We start from the raw sequence: 22,886 nt of genomic DNA, 5'->3' as shown, positions 1-22,886 counted from the left end.
TCTGGATCGACGATCTGTTGGGACCGGTTGGGTTCAACTGTTATTGCGCCAACACGCCGCCATCGACGGGAAGGATATGGCCGGTAACCATGCTCGATGCGGCAGTAGCAAGAAACAATACTGGCCCGGTCATGTCCGCAGGTTCGCACAGTCGTCCTAGCGGTGTCAGCGCTTCGAATTTCGCAACCACATCCGGTTGACTTGTGAGCGCTTCGGTCATTGGAGTGCGAATAATGCTCGGCGCTACAGCGTTGACGCGGACGTTATAGGGCGCCCATTCGACAGCCCACGAACGGGTCATATTGACCACCGCGCCTTTAGTAGCCTGGTAGACAATATTCGGATACCAACCGCCGGAAATACCAAGTATCGATGCGGTGTTTACGATTCGCCCGCCGCCGCCATCGCGCATGTGCCGCGCGGCGGCCCTGGCGCAAAGAAACATGCCGGTCATGTTTACTGCTACAACCGCATTCCAATCCGCGATCGTCAAATCAAACGAGGTGTTGCGCCGATTGATACCTGCGTTGTTGAATAGCACGTCGATTCGACCGTGTTGGCGCGCGACGTCCTCCATGACGCTTTCGATCGCGTCTTCATTGGACACGTCCGCAACCGCATGTTGTGCCATCGAGCCTATCTCGTTGGCCACCTGCTCTGCCGCCGCGCCGTTTGTATCTAGTACAACGACCCGGGCACCCGCGCCAGCAAACGTGTGTGCCAGGGCCCTGCCAATACCGCTACCGCCACCGGTAACGACGGTGACCTGGCCAGTAAGGCGAAAATCGGGGAATGGATGAGGCATGTGAATTCCTTCTGTTAATCAAGTGAGGTACTGGGGCAGGTCAACCCGTCACGATCGTGGCGCTGAGCGCTTCATCCCGCTTCTAGCGCGCCAATCCCCCGTGCGCCTCGACCACCCGCTCCAGCAACTCGTGCATGTGCCGCTCCTTGCAGGGCTTGCGTGGCGTATCAACTGCCCTTGAATTCGAGCGGCGGGCGCGGTGTGCCGGCCTTCAGGGCCTTGATGGCCGAAGCAAGCCCGTCCTTCACGTCTTCTGTCTCGAACAAGGGCATGGCAACGTTGAACATCACATCGTCGGCCGCCTGGACACCGCCGTTGGCCCAGGCGCGCAGCAAGGCCTTGTGGACGGCGTGGGCGCGTGTAGGGCCGTGCACGAACTTCGCGGCGAACGCGTGCGCCTCTGCAAGCAGCCCGGCATCGGCGACGGCGCGGTTGATCACGCCGAAGCGCTCCATCGTTGCGGCGGGGACGCGCTCGGAAGTCAGTGCCCATTCCATGGCACGTGCGCGTCCTGCGCGTTCGGCGACGCGGTAGATGCCGCCCAGCAGGGTCACCAAAGCAAGCGACTGTTCCGGATGGCAGAACGTTGCGCTTTCGGCGGCAAAGATGACATCGGCGCGCAACGCCAGCTCGAAACCACCTCCGGCGCACAAGCCGTGCACCACCGCGATGACAGGCAAGGGCAGGCGTTCGAAGCGATTGAAGACGTCCATGTAACCCTCGAAGCGCGCACGCAACTGGCGGGGAGGGGCGTCGGGCCACGGCAAGATGTCGCCGCCAAAGCTGAAGTTCTCGCCTTCGGCGCGCACCAGCACGACGCGCGCGTCACTGCGTTCAATCGCGTTGATCGCCGCGGCCAGTTCGTCAACCATCTGGTCGCCGATGCGATTTTGCGGTGAGCGATCGAGAATGATCGTGGCAATGCCGTGCTCGATGGTATGGGTGAGATGAGACATGTCGGGCTCCTGCGTTGTCGCAAGTTGGGGTTACGCGAGGTGTTCCTTGAACCAGTCCAGCGCGGCAGCACTGGATTGATCAAATCTGGTGATGTACGGATCGAAGTGGCCGCCGGGGATCGTCACGAGGCGCTTCGGCTCAAGGGCGCGCTCGTAGGCGGCCAGCTCGAGATCGGTCAGCGTGATCGTGTCCTGCAGCGCGACGACCATCAGCAACGGCGTGGGAGACACGCGTGCAATCCACGCGCCCGGTTCGTACATGCGCGCGGCACGCGTCGAGCGCACCGTGACGCTGTTCTCCCAGGCGCCGTCGGGCACGGGCTGCAGATAGAACTCGATGGCGTCCTTGGCGCGGTACGAAGCAGGGACGGCCGGATCGGCGCTGACGATCGTCTGCCGGCGCGGCGGCTCGCCGCGCGCCTGCGCGCGTTCGTCCGCCGAGAAGGCCTCCTCGATGGCGGCGACGGCATCGGGCGGAATGCGGCGCAGTCCTTGCTCGAAGCCGCTGATCGTCGGCACCTGCGTGACGACCGCGCGCAAGCGGCGTTCGGTTGCGCCAAGCACGAGTGCGTGGCCGCCGGAATAGCTCGTGCCCCACAAGCCGATGCGCTTCGCATCGACGACGTCCTGGTGTTCGAGGAAGCTGATCGCGCGCCGCCAATCGGCGATCTGACGCCATGGGTCGATATCCTGGCGCGGCGTGCCGTCGCTGGCGCCGAAGTTGCGGTGATCGTGCAGGAGGACGACAAAGCCGTTGGAGGCGAATTTCTCGGCGAATCGCTCCAAGCCGTGCTCCTTCACGCCTGCGTAGCCATGCGCCATGGTGATGGCGGGATGGGGCCCGGTGCCGCCGGTGGGCACATAGAGCCAGCCGCGCAGCGTGACGCCGCCCTCGGCTTCGAATGCGATATCGGTACGTTGAAACATGAGAGTTCTCCTTGTAGAAAGATGTCAGGCGACGCCGTAAAAGTGACTCGCATCGACCTTGCCTTGCAGGCGGCGACCGAGTTCCGCGGAAAGTTTCCGGCCGCCATCAAGCGGCCGGCGATGAATCGCTGCGTGCACGATCTCGCTCGACGCCAAGTCAATCACCCGGTCGCTCAAGCGTGAAGAGCTGTCCCGCGCCGATTTCGAAGTAGTCGGCCGGCCCACCGCCGCGCAGGATCGGGCGCGCCTGCGCAGTCTGGTAAACGCCGTTCGTGATCAGCTGCCGGTCAATGTGGATCGCTACTGCTTCGCCTAACACCAGCCACGCCGCGAGCGCCGCGCCGCCCTGCGCCTCAAGCTGCACGATCTGGGTGACCACGCACTCGAACTGCACCGGGCTAGCCGCAACGCGCGCTGGCCGCACCTTGGCGGAGGGCAGCGTCTCCAGCTTGGCCAACTCGAACTCATCGACGTGCGCGGGCGCCATTGCCGCGGAGGCGTTCATCGCCTCGGCGAGCTCTCGCGTCGCCAGATTCCATACGAACTCGCCGGTGTCACGCGCGTTGGCGAGCGAGTCCTTCGCACCAAGCGAGCAAAAGCCGACGATCGGCGGCTTGTAGCTGAACAGGTTGAAGAAGCTGTAGGGCGCAAGGTTGCGCACGCCGTCGTTAGAGACTGTGCTGATCCAGCCAATCGGTCGCGGAGCGACGATCGCGTTGAGCGGATCGTGACGCAGGGAATGCCCTTGTGCCGGTTCGTAGAAATGCCAGTCGGTCATAGCTTTACTTCTTTTGGGGCGGGAGCAAGGAATGCAGCCTCCAACGCTTCCGGCTCGGTGCGCGTCCGCGGCACCAGGGCCGGGGTGGTGGCTGGATTCATTTCGATACCCGTCCAGAGAATGGTGTCGGATCAAAGCCAGATAAGGCCCACGCCTGAGAAACGAACGAGACATCCGTTTCAAGTCAATTTCGCTGCCCCGTTTCCAAGGAACAGGGCAGCTTCGTCCCTCTTACTTGTTTACCCAAGGCATAGAGAGGTCGATGTCAGAGACCAGCTTTCCACCGCCGAAGCTCATGTTCTCCAACGGAATGGCATACATCGTCAGGCTGATATCGTCTTTGCTGACGCCAACCTTTTCTACTGCGTATCGGGTAACCAACTCCGCGAGCTTGCGTTTCTGCTCCACCGTCCTGCTCGTACCGAACGTCACCGTTACGACCATGCGCTTGTCGGATCTCTCCATGGCAGGAAAGGTCGGATGGATGAAGAATTCATCGTCCTTGTGCTCACTGATGATGACGAAACGGTCATCCATAGGCGTATCCATGGCTTCATGAAGAGCGAGATTCAAGGCATCCGCCAGGGCCCGCTTCTCTTCGCTGGAGAACTTTTGAGCCGGAATGTGGGCGTGAAATGTTGGCACGAGTGTTTCCTCGGTTGTGTTGTTCAGGTTAAATGAGGCGATGAAGTTGGATGTTTTCCCGGCTTAGCTAAAGAAGTCCTGACCGAGTGTTCCCGCGAGCCGCTCCTGGAGGCCAGATGAGAATTCACGAACGACGGGAAACGGGCTCTGAAAGAGCTTGATGTTGTTGATGAGGCCAGATTCATTCCGAGTGATGATGGTGGTGCCGGCGACCGGCTTACCACCGTGGGTGGCATCCCACTCAAGGTAAGTCTTCGCACCGTCGACCGTCTCCGCAGTGAACACGAAGTCTTCGTACATCGTGCTCGTCGCGGTAAAGAACGCCCCGATGAGTGCCGGGCCGACCACGGCCTCGCTGAGGGCTGAGGTCTGAAGGCTGGCGTCAGCGGTGAACGACGCTGCGAAGTCGCTCGTCCCCTTCTTCTTGACGATTTGCATCCATGCCGTTCCCGGCGCGTTGGTGTCAGTAGTCATTGCAATCTCCTAGGTTGATCTCGGTAGTCGTTGCGATATTCCCATCGCATGTCTACGACTTCTATTTGTCGAGGTGCCCGACGAGAAACTCGCCGGCTCTCTGCAGCGCGTCGTGGGCCTGAGGCAAAGAGCCTGTCTGAATGTGCCAAACGTGCAGCATCTCCGGCCAGACCTCAAGGTGCGACTCGCCGCCGGCCGCGCGCACCTTTCGGTCAATTTCAATGGCGTCGTCGAGAAGTACTTCGTCGCTTCCGACATGGACGAGCAGGGGAGGAAAACCGTGCATGTCGGCGAACATGGGTGAGATGCGTGGATCCTTCAAATCGTGGTTGCCAGCGTAAGCCGCGACCATCTCCCGCATCGCGCTCGCGTTGGCCATTGGGTCGCGATCGGCCAACTGAGTTAACGAAGGCAGCGTCAGCGTTAAGTCTGCCAATGGGCTGATCAGTAGCGCTGCTCGCGCGTCCTTGTGGCCCTTCGAGGATGCGTAGGCGAGAACGTTGAGAGCCATGCCACCGCCACTGGAATCTCCTGTCACGGCGAATGGCTTGCCAAGCGCACGCACCGCTTCGTAGCCGCGGATGGACTCGTCGTAGGATGCCGGAAATGGGTGCTCGGGTGCCTTGGAGTGGTCCAGAACGATGACCTGGGACTTTGCCGCTCGAGACAGCTCTCCCAGCATGCCCAGATGCGAGGCAGGCGAGCCAGCCACCCAGCCACCACCGTGGAAATGGTAGATGACTCGGTCTTTGGACGCGCCGGGAGCCGTAATCGCCACCGCGGCCACGCCACCGAGCTTCGTCGGCTCGATGGTCAGGTCAGCCGCCGGCGGGTTTGCCTGTGGAATTGCCTCCATGCCAACGCGGAGCGTCTCGATGGTTTGTTTGGGATGCGCAATGTTGAAGGCGAACATCGCATCGCGGAGCTTGCGGATGGAAGATGAATCGTAGGTCATGGTGCAGCTCACTTCAGGCCGAGGAAGGTCGCCGGGACCCAGTCGTAGCCAGCGCCGGTGTCGGCCTTGCGAACACGGCCCAGGCCAGGGAACGGCATGTGGGCGGCGGCAATCATCGTCTTGTCCGCGGCGAGTTTCACCAGAAGCTCTTCACGCGTTTTGATGGCCGTCGGGCCGTCTGAGTCGAAGGCGATGCCGATTTCCGGGTGCGGCATCTGGACGGCGAGGACGTGAGCGGTGTCACCCCAGACCAGCAGCGACTGACCCTTTGAGGAAATCATGTAGCCGGTGTGACCGGGCGTATGGCCGGGAATGGCATACGGTGCGATGCCGGGGACGATTTCGTCCATGCCTTCGTACGGCTTCCACTTGCCGGCAGCGATGTAAGGCGCGGCGGCATCCTGTGCCACCTTGAAGAAGATTTTTGCGTCTTCCGGGGCCTTGGCCATGATTTCCTTCGACAGCCAGAAGTCGGCGTCGGCCTTCTTCATCATCACGGTCGCATTCGGGAAGACGCGTTTCCCGTTTTTGTAGATTCCGCCAGCATGGTCGGCGTGAAGATGGGTCAGCAGCACCAGGTCAACCTGCTCCGGCTTGTAGCCGGAGGCTTTCAAGTTCTGCACGAGCTTGCCCAGCTCGGGTGGGCCCCAGTGGCCGCCTGCACCCGTATCGATGAGAACGAGCTTGGAGCCGGTGTTGACGAGGAAGCCTTGGACGGTGGCCGAGACATTTTTGGGATCGTTTTGGAAGGAGCGCGCCAGGAGAGACTGGATAAGCGCCGGATCGCCATGCAGGAGGCTGGAGTCGATGCCGGCGCTGCCGTCATGGAGCGCGGTGACTTCATAGTCGCCAATCAGCGCGCGATAGAAGCCCGGAACCTGCTTGTGCTGCATCGGCGCTGCAGCTTGGGCCGGTGCTACCGCAACGAAGGTGCCAGCGAATGCCAGCGATACCGCGAGCACGGCACGCGAAGTGATGGTGGAGAATTTCATAGTGTTTCCTAACGATCTGCCAAGATCTCTACGGCACTTGCATTGTGCAAGTGGTTGAATGATATGCCTGCAACTTGCATAATGCAAGTAGAAATTTAGGAGAGGACTTTGTCGCAAATGAGACGATCGGGCTGCCCGATCAACCTGACGCTTGAGCAGATCGGCGACCGCTGGAGCCTGATCGTTATCCGCGATGTCATGTTCGAGAACAGGCGCAGCTATGGCGCTCTGCTGGAGCAAAACAAGGAAGGCATCGCCTCGAACATCCTTGCAAGCCGGCTGAAGCACTTGACCGCGTCTGGCCTGCTGACACGATCTCCGGATCCGAATCATCAGCAGAAAGGCATCTACAGCCTCACGGAAGCGGCCATACAGCTTGTACCTCTGCTCGCATATATGGCTGCCTGGGGCCTTCGGCATACGCATCCGGAGGCGTCTTTGCGCTCGGAACTGCTGGAAAAGGGCGGCCCTTCACTTTGGAATGCCTTGATGGATGAACTACGTTATTTGCACCTCGGTGCACCGCGTCCGGCGCGCTCAGTATTGGCCGAGTTCCGGGCCGACACGAGAGTTGAACAAGGGCGAGGGCCGCAATGCGCGGGCCCGCGCACCAAGCCCAACGCACAGGCGTTGGTCGATGCGGAATCGATGCCGGCCGCATCGCTACCTAGCCGAAGGACTAAGCCAGCCTGACCAGCTACTGGGTCGGGTGCTGAAAAAGCGGGTTGCAGGTTGGCACGTACGTTGACTGAGGTCCCGGTTGCGTGCGCAGATCTTCTCGCGGTCGTGTCTCGTGCCGCAGCGCGTCTCTCTGTGTGCTGACGTAGGTGGCTTGCAGTGCCGAAAAAGTTGGTGATCCTAGGGTTCGGGGATCAACCAGTGGCTTGCTCCGCAATGGCACCACTTTCGACTATCCGCATTCGGTGACCGGAAACGGGGCAAGCGTGCCGAATAGATGTTGTTGAAGCGCCTTGCAACTCGAGCACCGGAAAGCCAAGAGCGTTGCCAGAACCTTGAGCAATTGCGCGAAGCCATGTCAGCCTGCATGCGACATCGTCACACCAAGGCGATGCGACGCCGATGCTGACGGTGCTTTCTATCGCATGATGCACGACGAGGCCCCCTCATTCAATGCAGCCACGCTGCCTGGCGCGGTGCCCGCGAAAAACGCGATGCAGCTATCAACGGCATCGCAGCGGCGGCGCACTTGAGGCAATGCGCGGCCAAGGCAAAGACTACATCACCGCACCAAGTTGCCACGGCACGAATTCATCGGTGCCTATGCCGAGTGCTTCGCTTTTGGTCTTGCCGCCGGAGGCCGTCTCCAGCATCAGCGCGAACAGCCGCGCACCGGCATCCTCAACGCTGGCCGTACCGTCGAGCACTTCGCCAGCGTTGAAATCCATGTCTTCATTCATGCGCCGGTAGAGGCCTGAATTGGTGGCGATCTTCAGCGAAGGCGAAGGCTTGCAGCCATAGACCGAGCCTCGTCCGGTGGTAAAGCAGAGCAGGGTGGCGCCGCCGGCAACTTGGCCGGTTGCAGAGACCGGGTCATAGCCGGGCGTGTCCATGAACACCAGCCCATGGGCTTGAACAGGCCTGGCATATTCGACAACCGCCATCAAGCCGCTGCTGCCGCCCTTGGCCACCGCACCGAGAGACTTTTCAAGAATGGTCGTCAAGCCGCCCGCCTTGTTGCCCGGCGATGGGTTGTTGTTCATCTCGCCGTGGTTGCGCGAGGTGTAGTCCTCCCACCAGCGCAGGCGCTCTTCAAGCTTTTCGGCCACTGCCGGCAGGACGGCGCGGGCCGTCAGCAAATGCTCTGCGCCATAGATCTCTGGTGTTTCCGACAGGATCGCGGTTCCGCCATGACACACGAGCAAGTCCACCGCGGCGCCCAGCACCGGATTGGCCGAGATGCCCGAATAGCCGTCAGAGCCGCCGCATTGCAGGCCGACAACCAGGTGTTTGGCAGCCACCGGCTGTCGCAGTACTTTGTTCGCCTCAGGCAACATCGACTCGATGGCCGCCACTCCGGCATCGATCGCCGCGCGCGTGCCACCGCTGGACTGAATGCCCAGGGTGCGCAGCATCGGGCCTTCAGAAAGTTCACCGGCCACTTTCAAAGCATCAAGCTGGTTGGACTCGCAGCCCAATCCAACGATCAGCACTCCAGCAAAGTTGGCGTGCCGCGCATAGCCTGCCAGCGTGCGGCGCAGCAAGGCCAGTCCTTCGCCATCGGGGTCCATCGCACAGCCGCTGCCGTGTGTGAGCGGTACTACGCCATCGACATTCGGATAGGCGGAGAGGGCCGCACCCTTGAAGCGCTCGGCAATCGCGTGCGACACATTGGCGGAGCAATTGACAGTTGACAGAATTCCGATGTAGTTGCGCGTTGCGATGCGGCCGTCGGCACGGACTATGCCCATGAAGGTTGCGGCGGGATTGATGAAACTGGTTGGCCGATAGGCCTCGCCCACACTGGAGCTGCGCGTGAACTCACCCATGCCGAGGTTGTGCACATGCACATGCTCGCCGGCGCTGATGGGCTGCGTCGCCATGCCGATGACCTGGCCATAACGGCGCACAGCCGCACCTTTCGCGATGTCATGCAGGGCAACCTTGTGGCCGGCGGGAACGGGGCCGGCACATGCTGGCCCAAGCGGGTCGAGCGATTCACCAGCGGCCAGGTCGCGCCGGGCAATACCGACGTCGTCTTGCGCGGCCAGCCTGATCAGCGGTGCCACATCATTCGCAGCTTTGGATACAACAGTTGATTGATTCATGGAACCTTGGTATCGCCTTGGTGTTGATCAGAGCAGCCCGCGCTGCGCCAGATTTCCCATCAGCGCAGTGATGCCGAAGCTCCAGGGCGCGATGCTGCTGCAGTGGTTGACGCGGTTGACCAGCGTGCCGAGCCGTGGCGTGGCCACGCGGACCACATCGCCCACTTCATGGGTAAAGCCAAGGCCGGGGCCGTGGCGGTCTTGCGTCGGCGCAAACATCGTGCCCAGAAACAGCATGAAGCCGTCGGGGTACTGGTGGTTCGGGCCGATCACCTGCGCCACGATGTCGAGCGGATCGCGACTGATCTGGGCCAGCGAACTGGCGCCGTGCATGGTGAAGCCTTCCGGGCCGTCGATCCGCATCGCGAGATCGGCGCGGCGTACATCGTCGATCGTGAACCCCGCATCGAACAACCGAATGAAGGGGCCGATCGCGCACGAGGCGTTGTTGTCCTTGGCCTTGCCGAGCAGCAGCGCGCTGCGCCCTTCAAAATCGCGCAGGTTCACATCGTTGCCAAGTGCTGCGCCGACGGCCGCGCCGCTGCTGTTGATTGCAAGCACCACCTCGGGCTCGGGGTTGTTCCACTTCGACTCCGCATGAATGCCGACCTGCGCGCCGGTGCCCACCGCCGACAGCACCGGCGCCTTGGTGAAGATTTCGGCATCCGGGCCAATGCCGACTTCGAGGTATTGCGACCAGACCCCCTGCTCAATCAAGATCTGTTTGACACGCGCAGCCTCATGCGAGCCGGGCACGATGCCGGCCAGGTTGTCGCCCAGGATGCCCGACAGCGCCGTGCGGATCGCCTGAGCACGCGAAGCATCGCCGCGCGCCTGCTCTTCGATCACGCGCTCCAGCAGGCTGGCGACAAAGGTCACGCCGCTGGCCTTGACGACTTGCAGATCGCACGGGGCCAGCAGCCACGGATGCGACTCGTCCCGCAGGGCCTCGTCGGAGTTGGCCAGCACCCCGGCGAGCGGCGCCAGCGGGGTTGCCGTCGGCAGGGCGGCGCGCACGGCACTCACCACATCGGGCAATTCCAGCAATTGACTGACGGTGGCTCCCAGCCCCGACAAATCGAGCAGCATGCCGTCATGGCAAGCGACCACCGTCGGGCCGATGCCGGGCTGCCAGAGCCTGCCAATCAGCAGCGCATCGGTGGCGTCGTCCGGCAGGGTGCAGGAAAGATCGAGGGACATGGAAACTCTCTGCCTTATTGTTTCGTGAGCTGCGGCTGCCCGACATGCACCAGGTACATCGCACCTTCAATGCGCCGCGAAAAGCAATGCACGGGTGATCGGCACGCGTGTTGTTTCCTTCGATGAATGGACTTCGGTTTTCAGGCCGATGTCTTTTGCGAAAGGATTGACACTTGTCTTGCGTGTCGTTAAAGTAACTTTGTTCCAACAAGAATTCTGTTTCTTCAAATGCGGCTTGTCAAGGGTTTATTGGAGAGGTGTCTCGAAGTCATCGAACTGCTGGCGGTAGAAGGTCAATGGCGCCGCCTGTCTGACATTGCGACTGCACTGGACCTGCAAAAAGGCCCGGCGCATCGGCTGCTGGCGGAAATGGCCACGCTCGGATGGATTGAGCAGGATGCCGAAACCGACCGCTATCGCCTGACGCTGAAGCTCGCCTTGCTGGGCCAGCAATATCTGCGCGGCACTGGCTTGCCTGGCATCGTGCAGCCCGTGCTCGATGAGGCGGCCAGGCGCTGCGGCGAGCTGGTGCGGCTGACCGTTGTGCAGGGCGACGCGCTGCACTGGTTCGCATCGGCCCAAGGCGCGCCGCCCGGCCTGATGTACCAGCCGGCACTCAATGGCCGGCCAGTGCTGCACACCACCGCCAATGGCAAGGCGTGGCTGGCCACGATGAGCAACGAAGCGGCGACCCGGCTGGCATTGCAAAACGGCTTGGGCCAGCCGGCCGCTCCCGGCAAACTCGCCGGTCCCCGTGCGATGCAAACCATTGATGAGCTGCTGCGCGAACTGGACGCGACCCGCGCCCGCGGTTACGGACTGGCAGTTGAAGAGGCGGAGCCCGGCGTGAAAGCGATTGCGGCAGCAGTGCGCGAGCCCGAAAGTCAGCGCGTGCTGGGCACGATCAGCATCGCCGGCCCGCTGCTGCGCATGGGCACCGAGCGCGACGCGGAGTTTCACGCCCTGCTGCAGCAGGCCAGCGGAACGCTGGGCTTGGTCTGGCCCCAGGGATGACAGCGCGGCGGAAAAACGCCGAATGAGGCTTGCAGACCCGACAGGCAATTTCAGTCGACACAAGGAAACAGACAGATGAACGGTATCCAGATCGAGAGCGTCAAAAGCGCGACCGGCTCTTATTCGACTTGCGACAAGATCAACGAAATTTTTTTCAGCCAAGGTGTGCTGCGCCGCTCTGACAAAGGGGCAGCGCCCGTGAGGCTGGCCGCATGACCAACATGGAGCCGAGCGCCATCGAGGCCGCCGCGCGCTACCTGCACGCACTTCAGTCGTCGGGTCGCTTCGGTGCGAGGCTGGGAGCCGGCTTGCGCCCTGCCACGCCGGAAGACGGTTGGCGCATCCAGCGGCGGATCAGCGAACTGCGCGGCAGCCCCGTCATCGGCTGGAAATGCGGGTTGCCCCCGGGCGATCGCTGGGTCGCCGCCGCGCTGCACGATGCAAAGCCATCGGGCGGCATGGCTGCCGCACCTGCCGGACCGACAGGCACAGCGCGCATCGAACCCGAACTGGCATTCGATCTCAAGCAAAGCCTGCCGCCAAGGGCCAGCCCCTACACCCGCGCCGATGTCAACGCCGCCATCGGCAGCGTGCGGTTGGCGGTCGAGGTGCTCGGTTGTCGCTATGACGATGCTGCAGACGCCAGTGGCCCTGAACTGATGGCCGACAGCCTGTGGCACCAAAGCGTGGTGCTGGGGCCGGCCATCGCTGTGGACTCTGCGCAGGAGCCATTTCCTGGTCCCTTCGAGATTGCGCTCTCGGTACAAGGCCATGACGACACCACATTTGCCGCGAGCCATCCCAACGGCGACCCGCGCTTGCCTCTTTACTGGCTTGCCGAGTTTCTGCGCAGCCAGGGCACGGGTCTAGAGGTCGGGCAGGCAGTTATCACCGGCTCATTTGCGGGGGCGATTGACCTACCGTTCAAGCGTCCCGCCGTGCTTCGCTATGGCAACTTCGGTGAGCTTGCGCTGACGCTCGAGCAGCTTTGACAACGCGGCCTCAAACCTGAATACATATTCTTGAAACCCAAAAGGATTCCCCATGCGTCTCGTTCGATTCGGCCCCCGTGGCTCTGAAAAACCCGGCCTCATTGATGCACAAGGCACCTTGCGCGATTTGTCTTCCGTCGTGAGCGACATTCACGGGCCAACACTTTCGCCCGAGAGCCTTGCGAGGCTGCGCGCCCTCGATACGTCGAGCTTGCCCGCGATGCCCGCCGATACACGGCTCGGCCCCTGCGTGGGCCAGGTTCCGAATGTGGTTTGCATCGGCCTCAACTATTCCGACCATGCGGCGGAAACCAACACGCCGATTCCCACACAGCCGATTGTCTTCAACAAGCACACAAGCGCGCTGGCTGGGCCCAACGATCCAGTCGTCGTCGCACCCGGCTCAGGCAAGCTTGATTGGGAGGTCGAACTCGCCATCGTGATCGGTCGTCCGGCCTGGCATGTCAGCGAAGCAGAAGCGCTGCAATATGTGGCCGGCTACTGCCTTTGCAACGACGTGTCAGAGCGTGCCTGGCAGATCGAAATGGAAGGCCAGTGGACCAAAGGCAAAAGCTACCTCGGCTATGCGCCGATAGGCCCCTGGCTGCTGACGGCCGACGAAGTGCCGGACCCGCAGAATATCGACCTCTGGCTCGACGTGAACGGAACTCGCCGGCAGACCGGCAACACCCGCACGCAGATTTTCGGCGTTGCAACCATCGTGTCTTATCTCAGCCGCTTTATGGCGCTTCAGCCCGGCGACGTGATTCCAACCGGTACGCCGCCGGGTGTCGGTCTCGGCCAGAAACCGCCTGTGTTCCTGAAGGACGGTGATGTAATGACCTTGGGCAGTGACCTGCTCGGCACGCAGCGCCAGCAAACCGTTGCCTACAGCGATGCCATGGGCGCCGCCTGGCGCGCTGGTCAGTTGCCTGAGCTTTAAGGCGACGGCAAAAGGCGAGTTCTACGAGTGCGTAGCCGCCGGCCACGCCAACATTGCAACAGCGATCATCCGGTCCAATTCGCTCCTGGTAGCACCCGCCTGCGGTAAATCCAAAATCGCTTGCATCACCCCGAGAAAATACCAAGCCAGCGCGGCGACATCTGCCCCACGGGGCAGTTCCCCAACTGCAATTGCTTCCCGAAGCAGACCTTCGAGCAGATTGCACTGCTGGCTCATCCCCGAGATTGCTGCTTTCCGTCCTTCCGGTGGCAGATCGACCAGCTCGGCACAACTTCTTGCGAGCAGGCAACCCGGCGGTCGGCGGGACCCCATGGGCAGTAGCCCGTGCAGCAGTGCCTCGAGCCGTGCACGCGCACTGCCGCTCTCGTATGACCTCATCCTGCGCAGCACCCGATCCGTATAGGTTGCAAGTACGATCTGGAACAGGCCATCCTTGTCCTGAAAACGCTGGTAAAGGCTTGAACGCGACAGTCCGGTCGCCTCCGTCAGCACATTGATCGTCGTAGCCGCGTATCCATGACGCCAGAAGGCATCCACGGCGGCATCGATGACGGCACCTTCGTCGTACTGTGGCTTTCCGCTCATGTGAAAAAACCTTTGACAAGTTGGAATAATCGTTCCAGGATATTTGGATCGTTCGTTCCATGATACTTCTAGCAGGCGCAGACATGCTCGACCACTCGAACTCCAACCCCAAAAGACCCCGGATTGCCATTGCGGGTGCAACAGGACGCGTTGGCGTCAGATTGACGGCGTTGCTCGCCGACGACCCGATCGATCTCGTCGTACTAACGCGCCAATCCAGCCCGACGCAACTGCCTGAAGGGGTGGCCACGTTCGAGGTTGACTTCAAACGCGCGGAGACGCTCGACAGGGCCCTGCGCGGCGTCGACCGGCTCTTCATCGCGCATGGCACCTCCCTCGAACAGGTCGCCAACGAAATCGCTTTGATCGATGCAGCAGTCGCAGCAGGCGTTCGGCACATCGTCAAGCTGTCTGCCCTCGGTCCTGCGACCCGACTTCTTCCCCTCGCTTGGCATATGCAGATCGAGGCGCATCTGGCACAGCAGCCGATCGCATCTACGGTCTTGCGGCCGACGACGTTCACCGATGTGCTCAAGCGCGCGGGGCCACACATCGCCACCGGTTCCTGGGCTGGCGCAGCGGGGAACGGCCGGGTGAATTTCATCGATACCCGCGATGTTGCCGAGGTGGCCCGTATCGCATTGCTTGAGGAGATCGAGCCAACGTCGCAACGTGCGTACCACCTATCTGGTCCACGCGCATGGACCATGAAGCAGGTGGCAGAGGAGTTGGCCCGCCTGCTCGGGCATTCGGTTACCTATGTCGACCGCTCGCCTGCCGAGCAGCGAGAGGCGCTGCTCGGCGCCGGACTTTCTCCATTGGTAGCCGATCTTCTGGTCGGCCTCGACCAGATGTTCCGCGAGTCAACGATCGCCGAAACAACGTCGACCGTCGAGGAGCTGACCGGAAAGGCTCCTCGCTCGTTGACCGAGTGGTTGACCGACAACCTCAGCGAATTTCGAGCCTGAGCTCACCGCTCCTCCGCCGCCAAGAATCGAAGCATCGTTCGCGGGCGCGCCGGCTCCCGAGCTGGCCAACTGGCGTGGTTTCCCGAAACGGCCCTGGGTCGGTCCGTGCGACGCATCAGCGGATTGCGGCCCTGCGGAAATCGGACGGCGTCACGCCAGTCGCCTTCTTGAAAGCAGTGCTGAAGTGCTGAGCATGGCTGAAGCCGCATTCCAGCGCGACTTCAGTTGCGGTGCGGCGGGGATCCAAAAGGAATTCCTTGGCCCGCTGGAGACGCAGGCCGTACACAAAGCGCAATGGCGTTTGCCCGGAACTTTCCCGAAATGACCGCATGAAATGCCGGGGACTGACGCCGGCGATCTCCGCCAGGCCATCGATCGTGAACGGTCTCGACAAGTCGGCCTCGATGTAGTCGATGACGCGCCGCAAACTGCCTGGTGCGAGGCCCCCGGACGGGCGAACGGTGGCTGCCGGGCGGCCGTTGACGCGCCCGAGCAGGGCTAGTGCCTGCATTGCCCAACCCTCGGCGAACAGCCCGTAAAGGCTGTCTGCATTGCGCGCCTCACGGCATAGAACCGAAAGGCCACGTTGCAGATCTTCGTTGCCGAAGGCAATCAGCGGTCTATCGAAGTGGCAGCCGGCGCCGGACGCAACGGTCGGGTCGAGGAAGACCACCGTGTAGTCGAAGTGCGGGGCGACGTCGAACTCGCCTTCGACGGAAGTCGAGGCCGGGAACAGCGCAAGGCTTGTTCCTTGTTTTATTCCGGAGTGGATGCGGCGGCCGTCGAGCTCCAGATTCAACTCTTTGAGGCCGTTGCGAAACCAGAACAGCGCGAGCCGCGGTTGGCGAAAGCGCCAGGAAATCGGGCCGGTCGCTCGGCGCGCGAGGACTTCAAGGTGCGTGCTGCGCGAATCAACAATGGTGCCAGATACGAATTCGCCCCCAACCTCGCGATATTCAGTTTGTGCGTCTAGGTGGCCATGCATTGCTTGCCTCCGCTTCGGCCTTGCGTCCGTCATTGTGCGGCGCGTCCTCTCCCTTGACCTCGCAAGCGAATCAGTTGCTGGTGAGTTCCCCTTGAAGGGAGAGCCGCCGACAGATAGACAGACGTCAGATCAACCGTATCGCTTGCGTCTCTATCCTACACCTTGACTCCTTGTGCTGCTCTATAGCAACGGCGATGCGATGAGCCGAGGGCAATGCCCCGCCGTTTGCTTTGGCGAGCACGTCAGCCCTGTTCCCTCTCAGAATTTGACTTTCCCGATTCCCTTCAACTGGAGGATTTCCCGAGCTTCGTCTGGGCTGGCGATTTCGAGACCAAGCCCTTCGATAATCTGGCGCGCTTGCAGCACCTGCGCCGCATTGCTCTGGGCCAGCGAGCCGCGTCCAAGCCATAGGCTGTCTTCCAATCCGACTCGCACATTGCCGCCCATGCTGGCAGACATTGCTGCAAGGCGAAGCTGATCCTTGCCTGTCCCCAGCACCGACCAGCGATAGTCATCGCCGAACAGGCGATCGGCCGTCCGCTTCATGTGCAACACGTCTTCAGGATGCGATCCGATACCGCCCAAGATCCCGAATACAGTCTGAACAAAGAATGGCGCCTTGACCAGACCGCGCTCGACGAAGTGCGCCAGGTTGTAAAGATGGCTCACGTCGTAGCACTCGAATTCGAAGCGCGTGTCGTTGGAAGCACATTGCGCCAGGGCGTATTCGATATCCCTGAAGGTGTTGCGGAAGATCAGGTCACGACTGGCCTCGAGCGCCTCGCGCTCCCAGGCATGTTTGAACTCCTTGAAACGCCCCAGCATCGGGAACAGTGCGAAGTTCATGGAACCCATGTTGAGTGAAGCCACCTCGGGCGCGAAGCGCATTGACGGCTGGATGCGCTCCTCAATCGTCATGTAGGGCGAGCCACCGCTGGTGACATTCAACACTGCATCGGTGCGTGCCTTGATCTGCGGCAAGAATTGGGCGAATGCATCGGGGCTTTGATCCGGCTTGCCCGTGACAGGATCACGCGCATGCAGGTGAATGATTGCGGCGCCAGCTTGGGCCGCGTCGACCGAGGCTTCGATGATCTCTTCCGGCGTAACCGGTAGATACCGTGACATTGAGGGTGTGTGGATCGCGCCGGTGACAGCACATGTGATGATGACTTTGCTCATATTGCGAAAGGGAAACCCGCGTTGGATGGCCGGGTTCGTCCTACCGTCGCCATCTTCAGATCTGGGCCTTGCCACCGTCGACGAACAGTTCGATACCGTTGACGAAGCTTGAATCATCGGAAGCAAGGAAGACCGCCGCCTTGGCGACTTCGTCCGGATCGCCGACGCGGCCCATTGGGATCCGCGAGGCGAGGGCGTCCAGTACTCCTTGCTGCCGTTCCGCATCGGGGCCGGCTAGATTAAACAAGCCTGGCGTCTTGGTGGGGCCGGGGCTGAGCGTGTTGATCCGGATGCCGCGGCCCTTGAGATCCAGAATCCAATTGCGGGCGAATGAGCGTACGGCGGCCTTTGAGGCGGCATAGACACTGAATGCATTGGCGCCACCGCTGGCAGCGGTAGAGCCAGTCAAGATGACCGATGCGCCATCCGCCAGCAATGGCAGCGCCTTCTGTACAGTAAACAGTACGCCTTTGACGTTACGGCCAAAGGTGTCGTCATACTGTTCCTCGGTGATATTCCCGAGCGGCAGCAGCGAGCCGCCGCCCGCGTTGACGAACAATACGTCGATCCGGCCCTTTTCCGATTTCACCCGATCAAAGAGCGCGTCTAACTCGGCCATGTTCGATGAGTCGATCCGGATGCCGGTAGCGTTACCGATCTCGGACGCCGCGGCGTCGAGCTCGGCCTGCCGACGGCCGGTGACGATGACATGCGCTCCTTCGCTGGCGAACCGCTTGGCGGTGGCAAGCCCGATTCCCGTAGATCCACCGGTAACGACTGCGATCTTGCCGTCGAGTTTGCGTGACATGAAAGTTTCCTTGATTGCTTGTGAGTCGGAGTTGGCCTGGAGGCTGTGAAGATCGGCTGCGTGCTGAAGCGCGCAGGCTGCCCCACCCTCAAACGCGAGGGGCTTCGGGCAGTCGTTCACCGCCACGCACGACGTATTTGGCGGGATAAAGTGCGACGAGAACCTCGACTTCGCCCTCTGAAGCCCCGGTGCACGCGCTCCAGATCGAGCTCACCCTTTTGGCCAGCGACAGCACGGCGCCATCGCTGCGCCCATCACGTATGTGGCAGAAGATCAGCGTTTCGGAAGTGGCCTCTCCCGAACGGTAGGTGTTCTCGGGAGTGGCTTCATGGAAGACGACGCTGATCAGGTCGAGCGCGCAGGCTGCCCCACCCTCAAACGCGAGGGGCTTCGGGCAGTCGTTCACCGCCACGCACGACGTATTTGGCGGGATAAAGTGCGACGAGAACCTCGACTTCGTCCTCTGAAGCTCCGGTGCACGTGCTCCAGATCGAGCTCACCCTTTTGGCCAGCGACAGCACGGCGCCATCGCTGCGCCCATCRCGTATGTGGCAGAAGATCAGCGTTTCGGAAGTGGCCTCTCCCGAACGGTAGGTGTTCTCGGGAGTGGCTTCATGGAAGACGACGCTGATCAGGTCGAGCGGCGAGAGGATGATTTCCCTGATCGCGCTCGTGAACTCGGCGGCCATCTTGGCCTTGACGCCAGCTGTGATTCCGGCCTTGCATTCGCAAACAATGACGGGCATTTCGTGTCTCCGTGGAGGTGGGCTATTGAGGCCCCCAGTCTCTCGGAACAAAGCCGTTGCCGATTGCAGCGCGGCGCCANTCGCAAACAATGACGGGCATTTCGTGTCTCCGTGGAGGTGGGCTATTGAGGCCCCCAGTCTCTCGGAACAAAGCCGTTGCCGATTGCAGCGCGGCGCCACCACTTGCTTGGAAGTGCCACGAATCGGGTTCCAGACCGACACGGGTGTGCGGGCCGATGCAGTACCCCGCGCATGCGCCCAGCGCTCCATCGATCCCATGGAGGAAATCCTTGTTGACGCAAACCGGGTGATGACATAGCCTTCGTTCAGTAAACGATCGTTATGTTTCGGCATCCATGACATGACTGATCACAACACTTGCCGGCCTTTTCGACTGACGCACGGAGACAAACATGAAAACACTGATTCGCAGACTCTTTGATACCGCCTTTGTTGCGGTCGCGCTTTGTGGTGCCGCAGGCACCGCCAACGCGCAGTCCTATCCGAACAAGCCCATCCTGATCAAGGTTGCCTATCCTGCCGGGTTCGGCGTTGACGCCTCGGTGCGGCCATCCGTACCCGTGCTGCAGCGCGCCCTTGGACAGCCTCTTCTGGTTGACAACATGCCTGGCGCAAACGGCTCCATCGCGGCGATGAATGTGCTGAACGCGTCGCCCGACGGATACACCTTGCTCGCAACCGCCGGTCCGGACTTCGTGGTGGCGCCGCTCACGGTCGCTTCGGCCAAGTACACGTTCGAAAGCTTCAAGCTCATTGGTTCGTTCGGGATTGCGGACATGGTCCTCGTCAGCCATCCCGACCGACCTTTCAACACCCTCAACGCACTCGTCGACCAGTTGCAAAAGGCAGGCGCGAAGGAGCTTTCCGTTGCGCATTGGGGTCAAGGCACGCTCGCTCATCTCGCGGCCGCTGAATTTCAGGGACGTGTCGGCGCCAAGTTGCTGGAGGTGCCGTACAAAGGCATCGCTCCAATCGCCACGGCCGTCGGCGGCGGCGAGGTGGACCTTGCCTTTGTCCCTCTCGCGGGGCCAATTCTGGGAATGATTCAGACCGGGCGAATCAAGGCCATCGCCATCGCGAGCCCCAAGCGGCATCCGCTCCTGCCGAACCTGGCGACGCTGAGCGAGGACGCTCGGTTCAAGAACTTCGAGTTCGGCATCTGGACCGGCCTGTTCGCGCCCGCACGCACACCCGACTCCATCGCCGCACGCCTGAGCACGGCTTTTCGAGAATGGAATGACAGTCCGGAATTCCTGGCGCTCGCCACCGCGCAGGGTTTGCGCAAACTGGACTCAATGACACCCCTGCAGGCAGCGACCTTCTTGCGTGCAGAGAACGAAAAGTTCATCAACATCGCCAAGACTCTTCATCTGGTGGCGCAATAACGCCGTCACAGAAAAGGCACCTTAGATGACCGTTCGAGAATTTCACTACTACGAGCCCGCCAAGGGTCACGGGCTGAGCCACAACCCGCTCAATGCGCTGGTGGCGCCGCGGCCCATCGGCTGGATCTCGTCACGCGACGCCCAGGGGCGGGTCAATCTCGCACCCTACAGTTTCTTCAACGCGTTCAACTACGATCCACCGATCATCGGATTTTCTTCGATCGCCTGGAAAGACAGCGTTCAGAACGCATCGGAAACGGGCGAGTTCACCTGGAACCTGGTCACGCGGGAACTCGGCGATCAGATGAACCAGACCTCGGCACCGCTTCCGCGTGGAGAGGACGAATTCCCATTCGCCGGCCTCACAGCGGTGGCGGGCCGCATGGTCAACGTCCCGCGGGTGGGCGAAAGCCGCGCAGCCATGGAATGCAAGGTGATCGATATCGTGCAATTCCGAAACACCGCAGGCGAAAAGGTAGGTGGCTGGCTGGTGCTGGGCGAAGTGGTGGGCGTGTACATAGACATGGCACTTCTGAAAGACGGCGTTTATCAGACGGCAGAGGCGTATCCGATCATGCGTTCCGGGGGGCTGAATGACTATGTTCAGGTTTCGCCAGAGAGTGTTTTCCAGATCGCGCGGCTCGCGGGCGCCAGCAGTCCGTCGTCGCATGGCAAGGGATAGCAACATCCGCCAGATATCAGGAGTTAGAAGCAAGCGCAGCGTGTGTCGCGCCTGCTTTGGGCCGCGCAGCCCCATTTCCCGCGGCTCATTGGCCTCGTATCAAGGCCCGGCAGTACGACACGCTATGTCCGCTCCAAGCGCCGACAGGGACGAACTGCTGGGCAGGTGCGTTGCCATTGGTCGCATGCACCGCATCGCCCATGCGCTTGAGGCCGCGACCCGCGAGCCACTTGCGCACGACGTTGGTGTTGAGGCTACGCGTGATGGCCACGGCCGGGACCGACGCGCCGGGCTGCCGGCACTTGCCCGGCTTGGCGCGCACGCGGCGGCCTCAGAGTGACTGTCCATTTCGTAGTCGCTGCCGAAGTGCGACAGCGGACGTAAGTCATCGGCGCCAGTCCGTCGCCGCGCTGCTTCTCAGAGGGGAGGCCATTGAGTAGGGTTCGCCCATCAGATTGCCCGCCCTCAACAGGTCGAGCATCAAGGCCGCTGGCCGACGGCGCTCGTGTCGTGGCTGTGTGAAGAGATCGACGGCCTTTGCTTGATCAGAGCTACCGCGACACCGCCGATGACCGCGGCAATTGCAATGGCGAGGAAGTTCTGCACCAGCGGCAGCTTCATCGAGACCAGCAGTCCAATCATGATGGGCGCCGCGATTGCGCCGATGCGCCCGACCCCCGAAGCAAAGCCGAGTCCCGTCGAGCGGATCGACGTCGGGTAAAACTGCCCGGCATACGCGTACAGCAGGATCTGGGTGCCCAGCGTCGACGCGCCGACGATGGCAATGATCAGGAACAGCGGCTGAGTGCCGTAGCCGAGCAGCGTCAGCGAGATGGCGGCGACCGCGAAAAAACCGCTCGTCACCCACTTGATGTTGAGCTTGTCGGCGAGCCATCCACCACCGACGGCGCCCACGACTGCACCGGCGTTGTAGGCGAGCAGGAAGTTCAGCGCGGAACCGAGGCTGTATCCGGCCATGCCCATCAGCTTGACCAGCCACGAACTGAGCGCATAGAGCATGAACAGGCAGGTCATGAAGGCGACCCAGAACATCACCGAGCTGAAGCCGCGGCCGTCAAGAAACAGCCTGCCTACGGTCGGACCTTCGGCCTTGTCCTCAGCCGGAATGAGGAACTCCTCGTGCGGCTCGAGCCGCATGTCGGGTCGCATCTTCCGGATCACTTCGCGCAGACGCGTGTCGTCGTGCTGCTTGACCAGGAACGGCAGCGACTCGGGCATGTACTTCAGGATGAACGGGATTAGCACCACCGGGGTGCCCGCGGCAATGAACACCGATTGCCAGCCGTAGGTCTCGATGAACTGCTTGCCGAGCAGCGCGGCGAGGATACTGCCGGCCGCGTAGCCGCAGCACATCAGCGTGACCATCAAGCTGCGCACCTTTTTGGGTGAGTATTCGGTCATCTGTGCGGCCGCGGTCGGGATCGCGCCGCCAATGCCGAGCCCGGCGAGAAAGCGCATCGCGCTGAAGGTCATCGGATCGTTGGTGAACCCGGCCGCCGCGGTGAAGACGCTGAACATGAATACGCAGATCGAGATCGCCCAGCGGCGGCCGATCCTGTCGGCCAGCGCGCCGAGAACGATCGCACCGAACATCATGCCGAATAGCGCCGAACTGGCCATGAACCCCGCGGTCGCGGCTTCGATATTCATCGCCTTCATGATCGACGGAAGCGCGATGCCAGCGACCGCCAGGTCGTAGCCGTCGAGCACCAGGACCACGAAACACCAGAGCAGCACGGGCCAGTGAAAGCTGTTGAACTTGGCCTCGTCAGCCAGCTTGTGAACATCTATGGGGCGGGTTGGGTTCATTGACTTGTCTCCTTTTTTTAGTACGAGGTTCAGGATGCAGCGCAGGCTGCCCCACCCTCAAACGCGAGGGGCTTCGGGCAGTCGTTCACCGCCACGCACGACGTATTTGGCGGGATAAAGTGCGACGAGAACCTCGACTTCGTCCTCTGAAGCTCCGGTGCACGTGCTCCAGATCGAGCTCACCCTTTTGGCCAGCGACAGCACGG

At 61.7% G+C, this 22,886-nt stretch carries 26 protein-coding genes; 8 read left to right on the top strand and 18 right to left on the bottom strand.

What is annotated here, in order from left to right; genetic code table 11:
- Nucleotides 1-40 precede the first annotated feature (40 nt).
- The 8 genes from ASD05_RS29570 to ASD05_RS19715 form a co-directional block, all read right to left on the bottom strand.
- Nucleotides 41-805, bottom strand: a complete 765-nt coding sequence (locus ASD05_RS29570; RefSeq protein ID WP_082572183.1) for an SDR family NAD(P)-dependent oxidoreductase — start codon at nucleotides 803-805, stop codon at nucleotides 41-43.
- Between the two features lie 167 nt (nucleotides 806-972).
- The gene (locus ASD05_RS19745) at nucleotides 973-1,761 is read right to left on the bottom strand and encodes an enoyl-CoA hydratase/isomerase family protein (RefSeq protein ID WP_056595989.1); all 789 of its coding nucleotides are present in this window, start codon (nucleotides 1,759-1,761) and stop codon (nucleotides 973-975) included.
- A gap of 30 nt (nucleotides 1,762-1,791) precedes the next feature.
- The gene (locus ASD05_RS19740; protein WP_056595986.1) at nucleotides 1,792-2,688 is read right to left on the bottom strand and encodes an alpha/beta hydrolase; all 897 of its coding nucleotides are present in this window, start codon (nucleotides 2,686-2,688) and stop codon (nucleotides 1,792-1,794) included.
- Nucleotides 2,689-2,845: 157 nt separating this feature from the next.
- Nucleotides 2,846-3,466, bottom strand: a complete 621-nt coding sequence (locus ASD05_RS19735) for a flavin reductase family protein (RefSeq protein WP_056595982.1) — start codon at nucleotides 3,464-3,466, stop codon at nucleotides 2,846-2,848.
- Between the two features lie 231 nt (nucleotides 3,467-3,697).
- Nucleotides 3,698-4,111: a tautomerase family protein gene (locus ASD05_RS19730; RefSeq protein ID WP_056595979.1), complete on the bottom strand. Its 414-nt coding sequence runs from the start codon at nucleotides 4,109-4,111 to the stop codon at nucleotides 3,698-3,700.
- A 63-nt stretch (nucleotides 4,112-4,174) separates the two neighbouring features.
- Nucleotides 4,175-4,585 carry a hypothetical protein gene (locus ASD05_RS19725; RefSeq protein WP_056595977.1) on the bottom strand — a complete coding sequence of 137 codons (411 nt, stop codon included), beginning with the start codon at nucleotides 4,583-4,585 and terminating at the stop codon, nucleotides 4,175-4,177.
- A 61-nt stretch (nucleotides 4,586-4,646) separates the two neighbouring features.
- Nucleotides 4,647-5,540 carry an alpha/beta hydrolase gene (locus ASD05_RS19720; RefSeq protein WP_056595974.1) on the bottom strand — a complete coding sequence of 298 codons (894 nt, stop codon included), beginning with the start codon at nucleotides 5,538-5,540 and terminating at the stop codon, nucleotides 4,647-4,649.
- 8 nt (nucleotides 5,541-5,548) lie between these two features.
- Nucleotides 5,549-6,532, bottom strand: coding sequence for an MBL fold metallo-hydrolase (locus tag ASD05_RS19715; RefSeq protein WP_056595972.1), 984 nt, complete (start codon nucleotides 6,530-6,532; stop codon nucleotides 5,549-5,551).
- Nucleotides 6,533-6,649: 117 nt separating this feature from the next.
- Between ASD05_RS19715 and ASD05_RS29565 the strand changes: the two genes are divergently transcribed.
- On the top strand, nucleotides 6,650-7,225 hold the full coding sequence (locus tag ASD05_RS29565; protein ID WP_082572181.1) for a winged helix-turn-helix transcriptional regulator: 576 nt from the start codon (nucleotides 6,650-6,652) through the stop codon (nucleotides 7,223-7,225).
- Between the two features lie 542 nt (nucleotides 7,226-7,767).
- Here ASD05_RS29565 and ASD05_RS19710 read toward each other — a convergent pair.
- The gene (locus ASD05_RS19710) at nucleotides 7,768-9,318 is read right to left on the bottom strand and encodes a UxaA family hydrolase (RefSeq protein ID WP_413747488.1); all 1,551 of its coding nucleotides are present in this window, start codon (nucleotides 9,316-9,318) and stop codon (nucleotides 7,768-7,770) included.
- Nucleotides 9,319-9,345: 27 nt separating this feature from the next.
- Nucleotides 9,346-10,518 (bottom strand): fumarylacetoacetate hydrolase family protein, encoded by a 1,173-nt coding sequence (locus tag ASD05_RS19705; protein WP_056595966.1) that lies wholly within the window; start codon nucleotides 10,516-10,518, stop codon nucleotides 9,346-9,348.
- A gap of 228 nt (nucleotides 10,519-10,746) precedes the next feature.
- Between ASD05_RS19705 and ASD05_RS19700 the strand changes: the two genes are divergently transcribed.
- The 4 genes from ASD05_RS19700 to ASD05_RS19690 all read left to right on the top strand — a co-directional run bounded on the left by ASD05_RS19700 (nucleotide 10,747) and on the right by ASD05_RS19690 (nucleotide 13,467).
- Nucleotides 10,747-11,532, top strand: a complete 786-nt coding sequence (locus tag ASD05_RS19700; RefSeq protein WP_056595963.1) for an IclR family transcriptional regulator — start codon at nucleotides 10,747-10,749, stop codon at nucleotides 11,530-11,532.
- 75 nt (nucleotides 11,533-11,607) lie between these two features.
- Nucleotides 11,608-11,748 carry a hypothetical protein gene (locus ASD05_RS30180; RefSeq protein ID WP_157610183.1) on the top strand — a complete coding sequence of 47 codons (141 nt, stop codon included), beginning with the start codon at nucleotides 11,608-11,610 and terminating at the stop codon, nucleotides 11,746-11,748.
- Nucleotides 11,745-12,524: a hypothetical protein gene (locus ASD05_RS19695; protein WP_056595961.1), complete on the top strand. Its 780-nt coding sequence runs from the start codon at nucleotides 11,745-11,747 to the stop codon at nucleotides 12,522-12,524. Before ASD05_RS30180 ends, ASD05_RS19695 begins: the two co-directional genes overlap by 4 nt.
- Before the next feature lie 52 nt (nucleotides 12,525-12,576).
- Nucleotides 12,577-13,467 (top strand): fumarylacetoacetate hydrolase family protein, encoded by an 891-nt coding sequence (locus ASD05_RS19690; protein WP_056595957.1) that lies wholly within the window; start codon nucleotides 12,577-12,579, stop codon nucleotides 13,465-13,467.
- A gap of 21 nt (nucleotides 13,468-13,488) precedes the next feature.
- On the opposite strand, the gene ASD05_RS19685 is transcribed toward ASD05_RS19690, so the two are convergent.
- Nucleotides 13,489-14,073, bottom strand: coding sequence for a TetR/AcrR family transcriptional regulator (locus ASD05_RS19685; RefSeq protein ID WP_056595954.1), 585 nt, complete (start codon nucleotides 14,071-14,073; stop codon nucleotides 13,489-13,491).
- A gap of 83 nt (nucleotides 14,074-14,156) precedes the next feature.
- Here ASD05_RS19685 and ASD05_RS19680 point away from each other — a divergent pair, with 83 nt between their 5' ends.
- Nucleotides 14,157-15,041, top strand: a complete 885-nt coding sequence (locus ASD05_RS19680; RefSeq protein WP_056596549.1) for an SDR family oxidoreductase — start codon at nucleotides 14,157-14,159, stop codon at nucleotides 15,039-15,041.
- Between the two features lie 115 nt (nucleotides 15,042-15,156).
- Here the strand turns inward: ASD05_RS19680 and ASD05_RS19675 are convergent, their stop codons facing one another.
- The 5 genes from ASD05_RS19675 to ASD05_RS19660 all read right to left on the bottom strand — a co-directional run bounded on the left by ASD05_RS19675 (nucleotide 15,157) and on the right by ASD05_RS19660 (nucleotide 18,762).
- Nucleotides 15,157-16,026, bottom strand: coding sequence for an AraC family transcriptional regulator (locus tag ASD05_RS19675; protein ID WP_056596546.1), 870 nt, complete (start codon nucleotides 16,024-16,026; stop codon nucleotides 15,157-15,159).
- Between the two features lie 258 nt (nucleotides 16,027-16,284).
- On the bottom strand, nucleotides 16,285-17,208 hold the full coding sequence (locus ASD05_RS19670; protein WP_056595951.1) for a 3-keto-5-aminohexanoate cleavage protein: 924 nt from the start codon (nucleotides 17,206-17,208) through the stop codon (nucleotides 16,285-16,287).
- A gap of 55 nt (nucleotides 17,209-17,263) precedes the next feature.
- Nucleotides 17,264-18,016: an SDR family oxidoreductase gene (locus ASD05_RS19665; RefSeq protein WP_056596544.1), complete on the bottom strand. Its 753-nt coding sequence runs from the start codon at nucleotides 18,014-18,016 to the stop codon at nucleotides 17,264-17,266.
- Nucleotides 18,017-18,104: 88 nt separating this feature from the next.
- Entirely contained in the window at nucleotides 18,105-18,428 is a 324-nt protein-coding gene (locus tag ASD05_RS29560; RefSeq protein WP_082572180.1) for a hypothetical protein, read from the bottom strand.
- Nucleotides 18,391-18,762, bottom strand: a complete 372-nt coding sequence (locus ASD05_RS19660; RefSeq protein ID WP_056595949.1) for a tautomerase family protein — start codon at nucleotides 18,760-18,762, stop codon at nucleotides 18,391-18,393. The genes ASD05_RS29560 and ASD05_RS19660 overlap by 38 nt, the downstream gene beginning before the upstream one ends.
- 413 nt (nucleotides 18,763-19,175) lie before the next feature.
- Here ASD05_RS19660 and ASD05_RS19655 point away from each other — a divergent pair, with 413 nt between their 5' ends.
- Both ASD05_RS19655 and ASD05_RS19650 read left to right on the top strand, forming a co-directional pair.
- The gene (locus ASD05_RS19655) at nucleotides 19,176-20,168 is read left to right on the top strand and encodes a tripartite tricarboxylate transporter substrate binding protein (RefSeq protein WP_056595946.1); all 993 of its coding nucleotides are present in this window, start codon (nucleotides 19,176-19,178) and stop codon (nucleotides 20,166-20,168) included.
- A 25-nt stretch (nucleotides 20,169-20,193) separates the two neighbouring features.
- A complete protein-coding gene (locus tag ASD05_RS19650) occupies nucleotides 20,194-20,850 on the top strand; it encodes a flavin reductase family protein (protein ID WP_056595943.1) in 657 nt (218 codons plus the stop codon).
- A gap of 85 nt (nucleotides 20,851-20,935) precedes the next feature.
- Here the strand turns inward: ASD05_RS19650 and ASD05_RS30175 are convergent, their stop codons facing one another.
- Together ASD05_RS30175 and ASD05_RS19645 are read right to left on the bottom strand one after the other, a co-directional pair.
- Nucleotides 20,936-21,121 (bottom strand): hypothetical protein, encoded by a 186-nt coding sequence (locus ASD05_RS30175; protein ID WP_157610181.1) that lies wholly within the window; start codon nucleotides 21,119-21,121, stop codon nucleotides 20,936-20,938.
- Between the two features lie 209 nt (nucleotides 21,122-21,330).
- Nucleotides 21,331-22,680, bottom strand: a complete 1,350-nt coding sequence (locus ASD05_RS19645) for an MFS transporter (RefSeq protein ID WP_056595941.1) — start codon at nucleotides 22,678-22,680, stop codon at nucleotides 21,331-21,333.
- Nucleotides 22,681-22,886 lie beyond the last annotated feature (206 nt).

It is taken from the genome of Variovorax sp. Root434 (assembly GCF_001426595.1).
In the GTDB taxonomy this organism is placed as follows: Bacteria; Pseudomonadota; Gammaproteobacteria; order Burkholderiales; family Burkholderiaceae_C; genus Variovorax.
The sequence above is the reverse complement of the archived record's forward strand: the minus strand, read 5'-3'. Positions and strand labels throughout refer to the sequence as shown.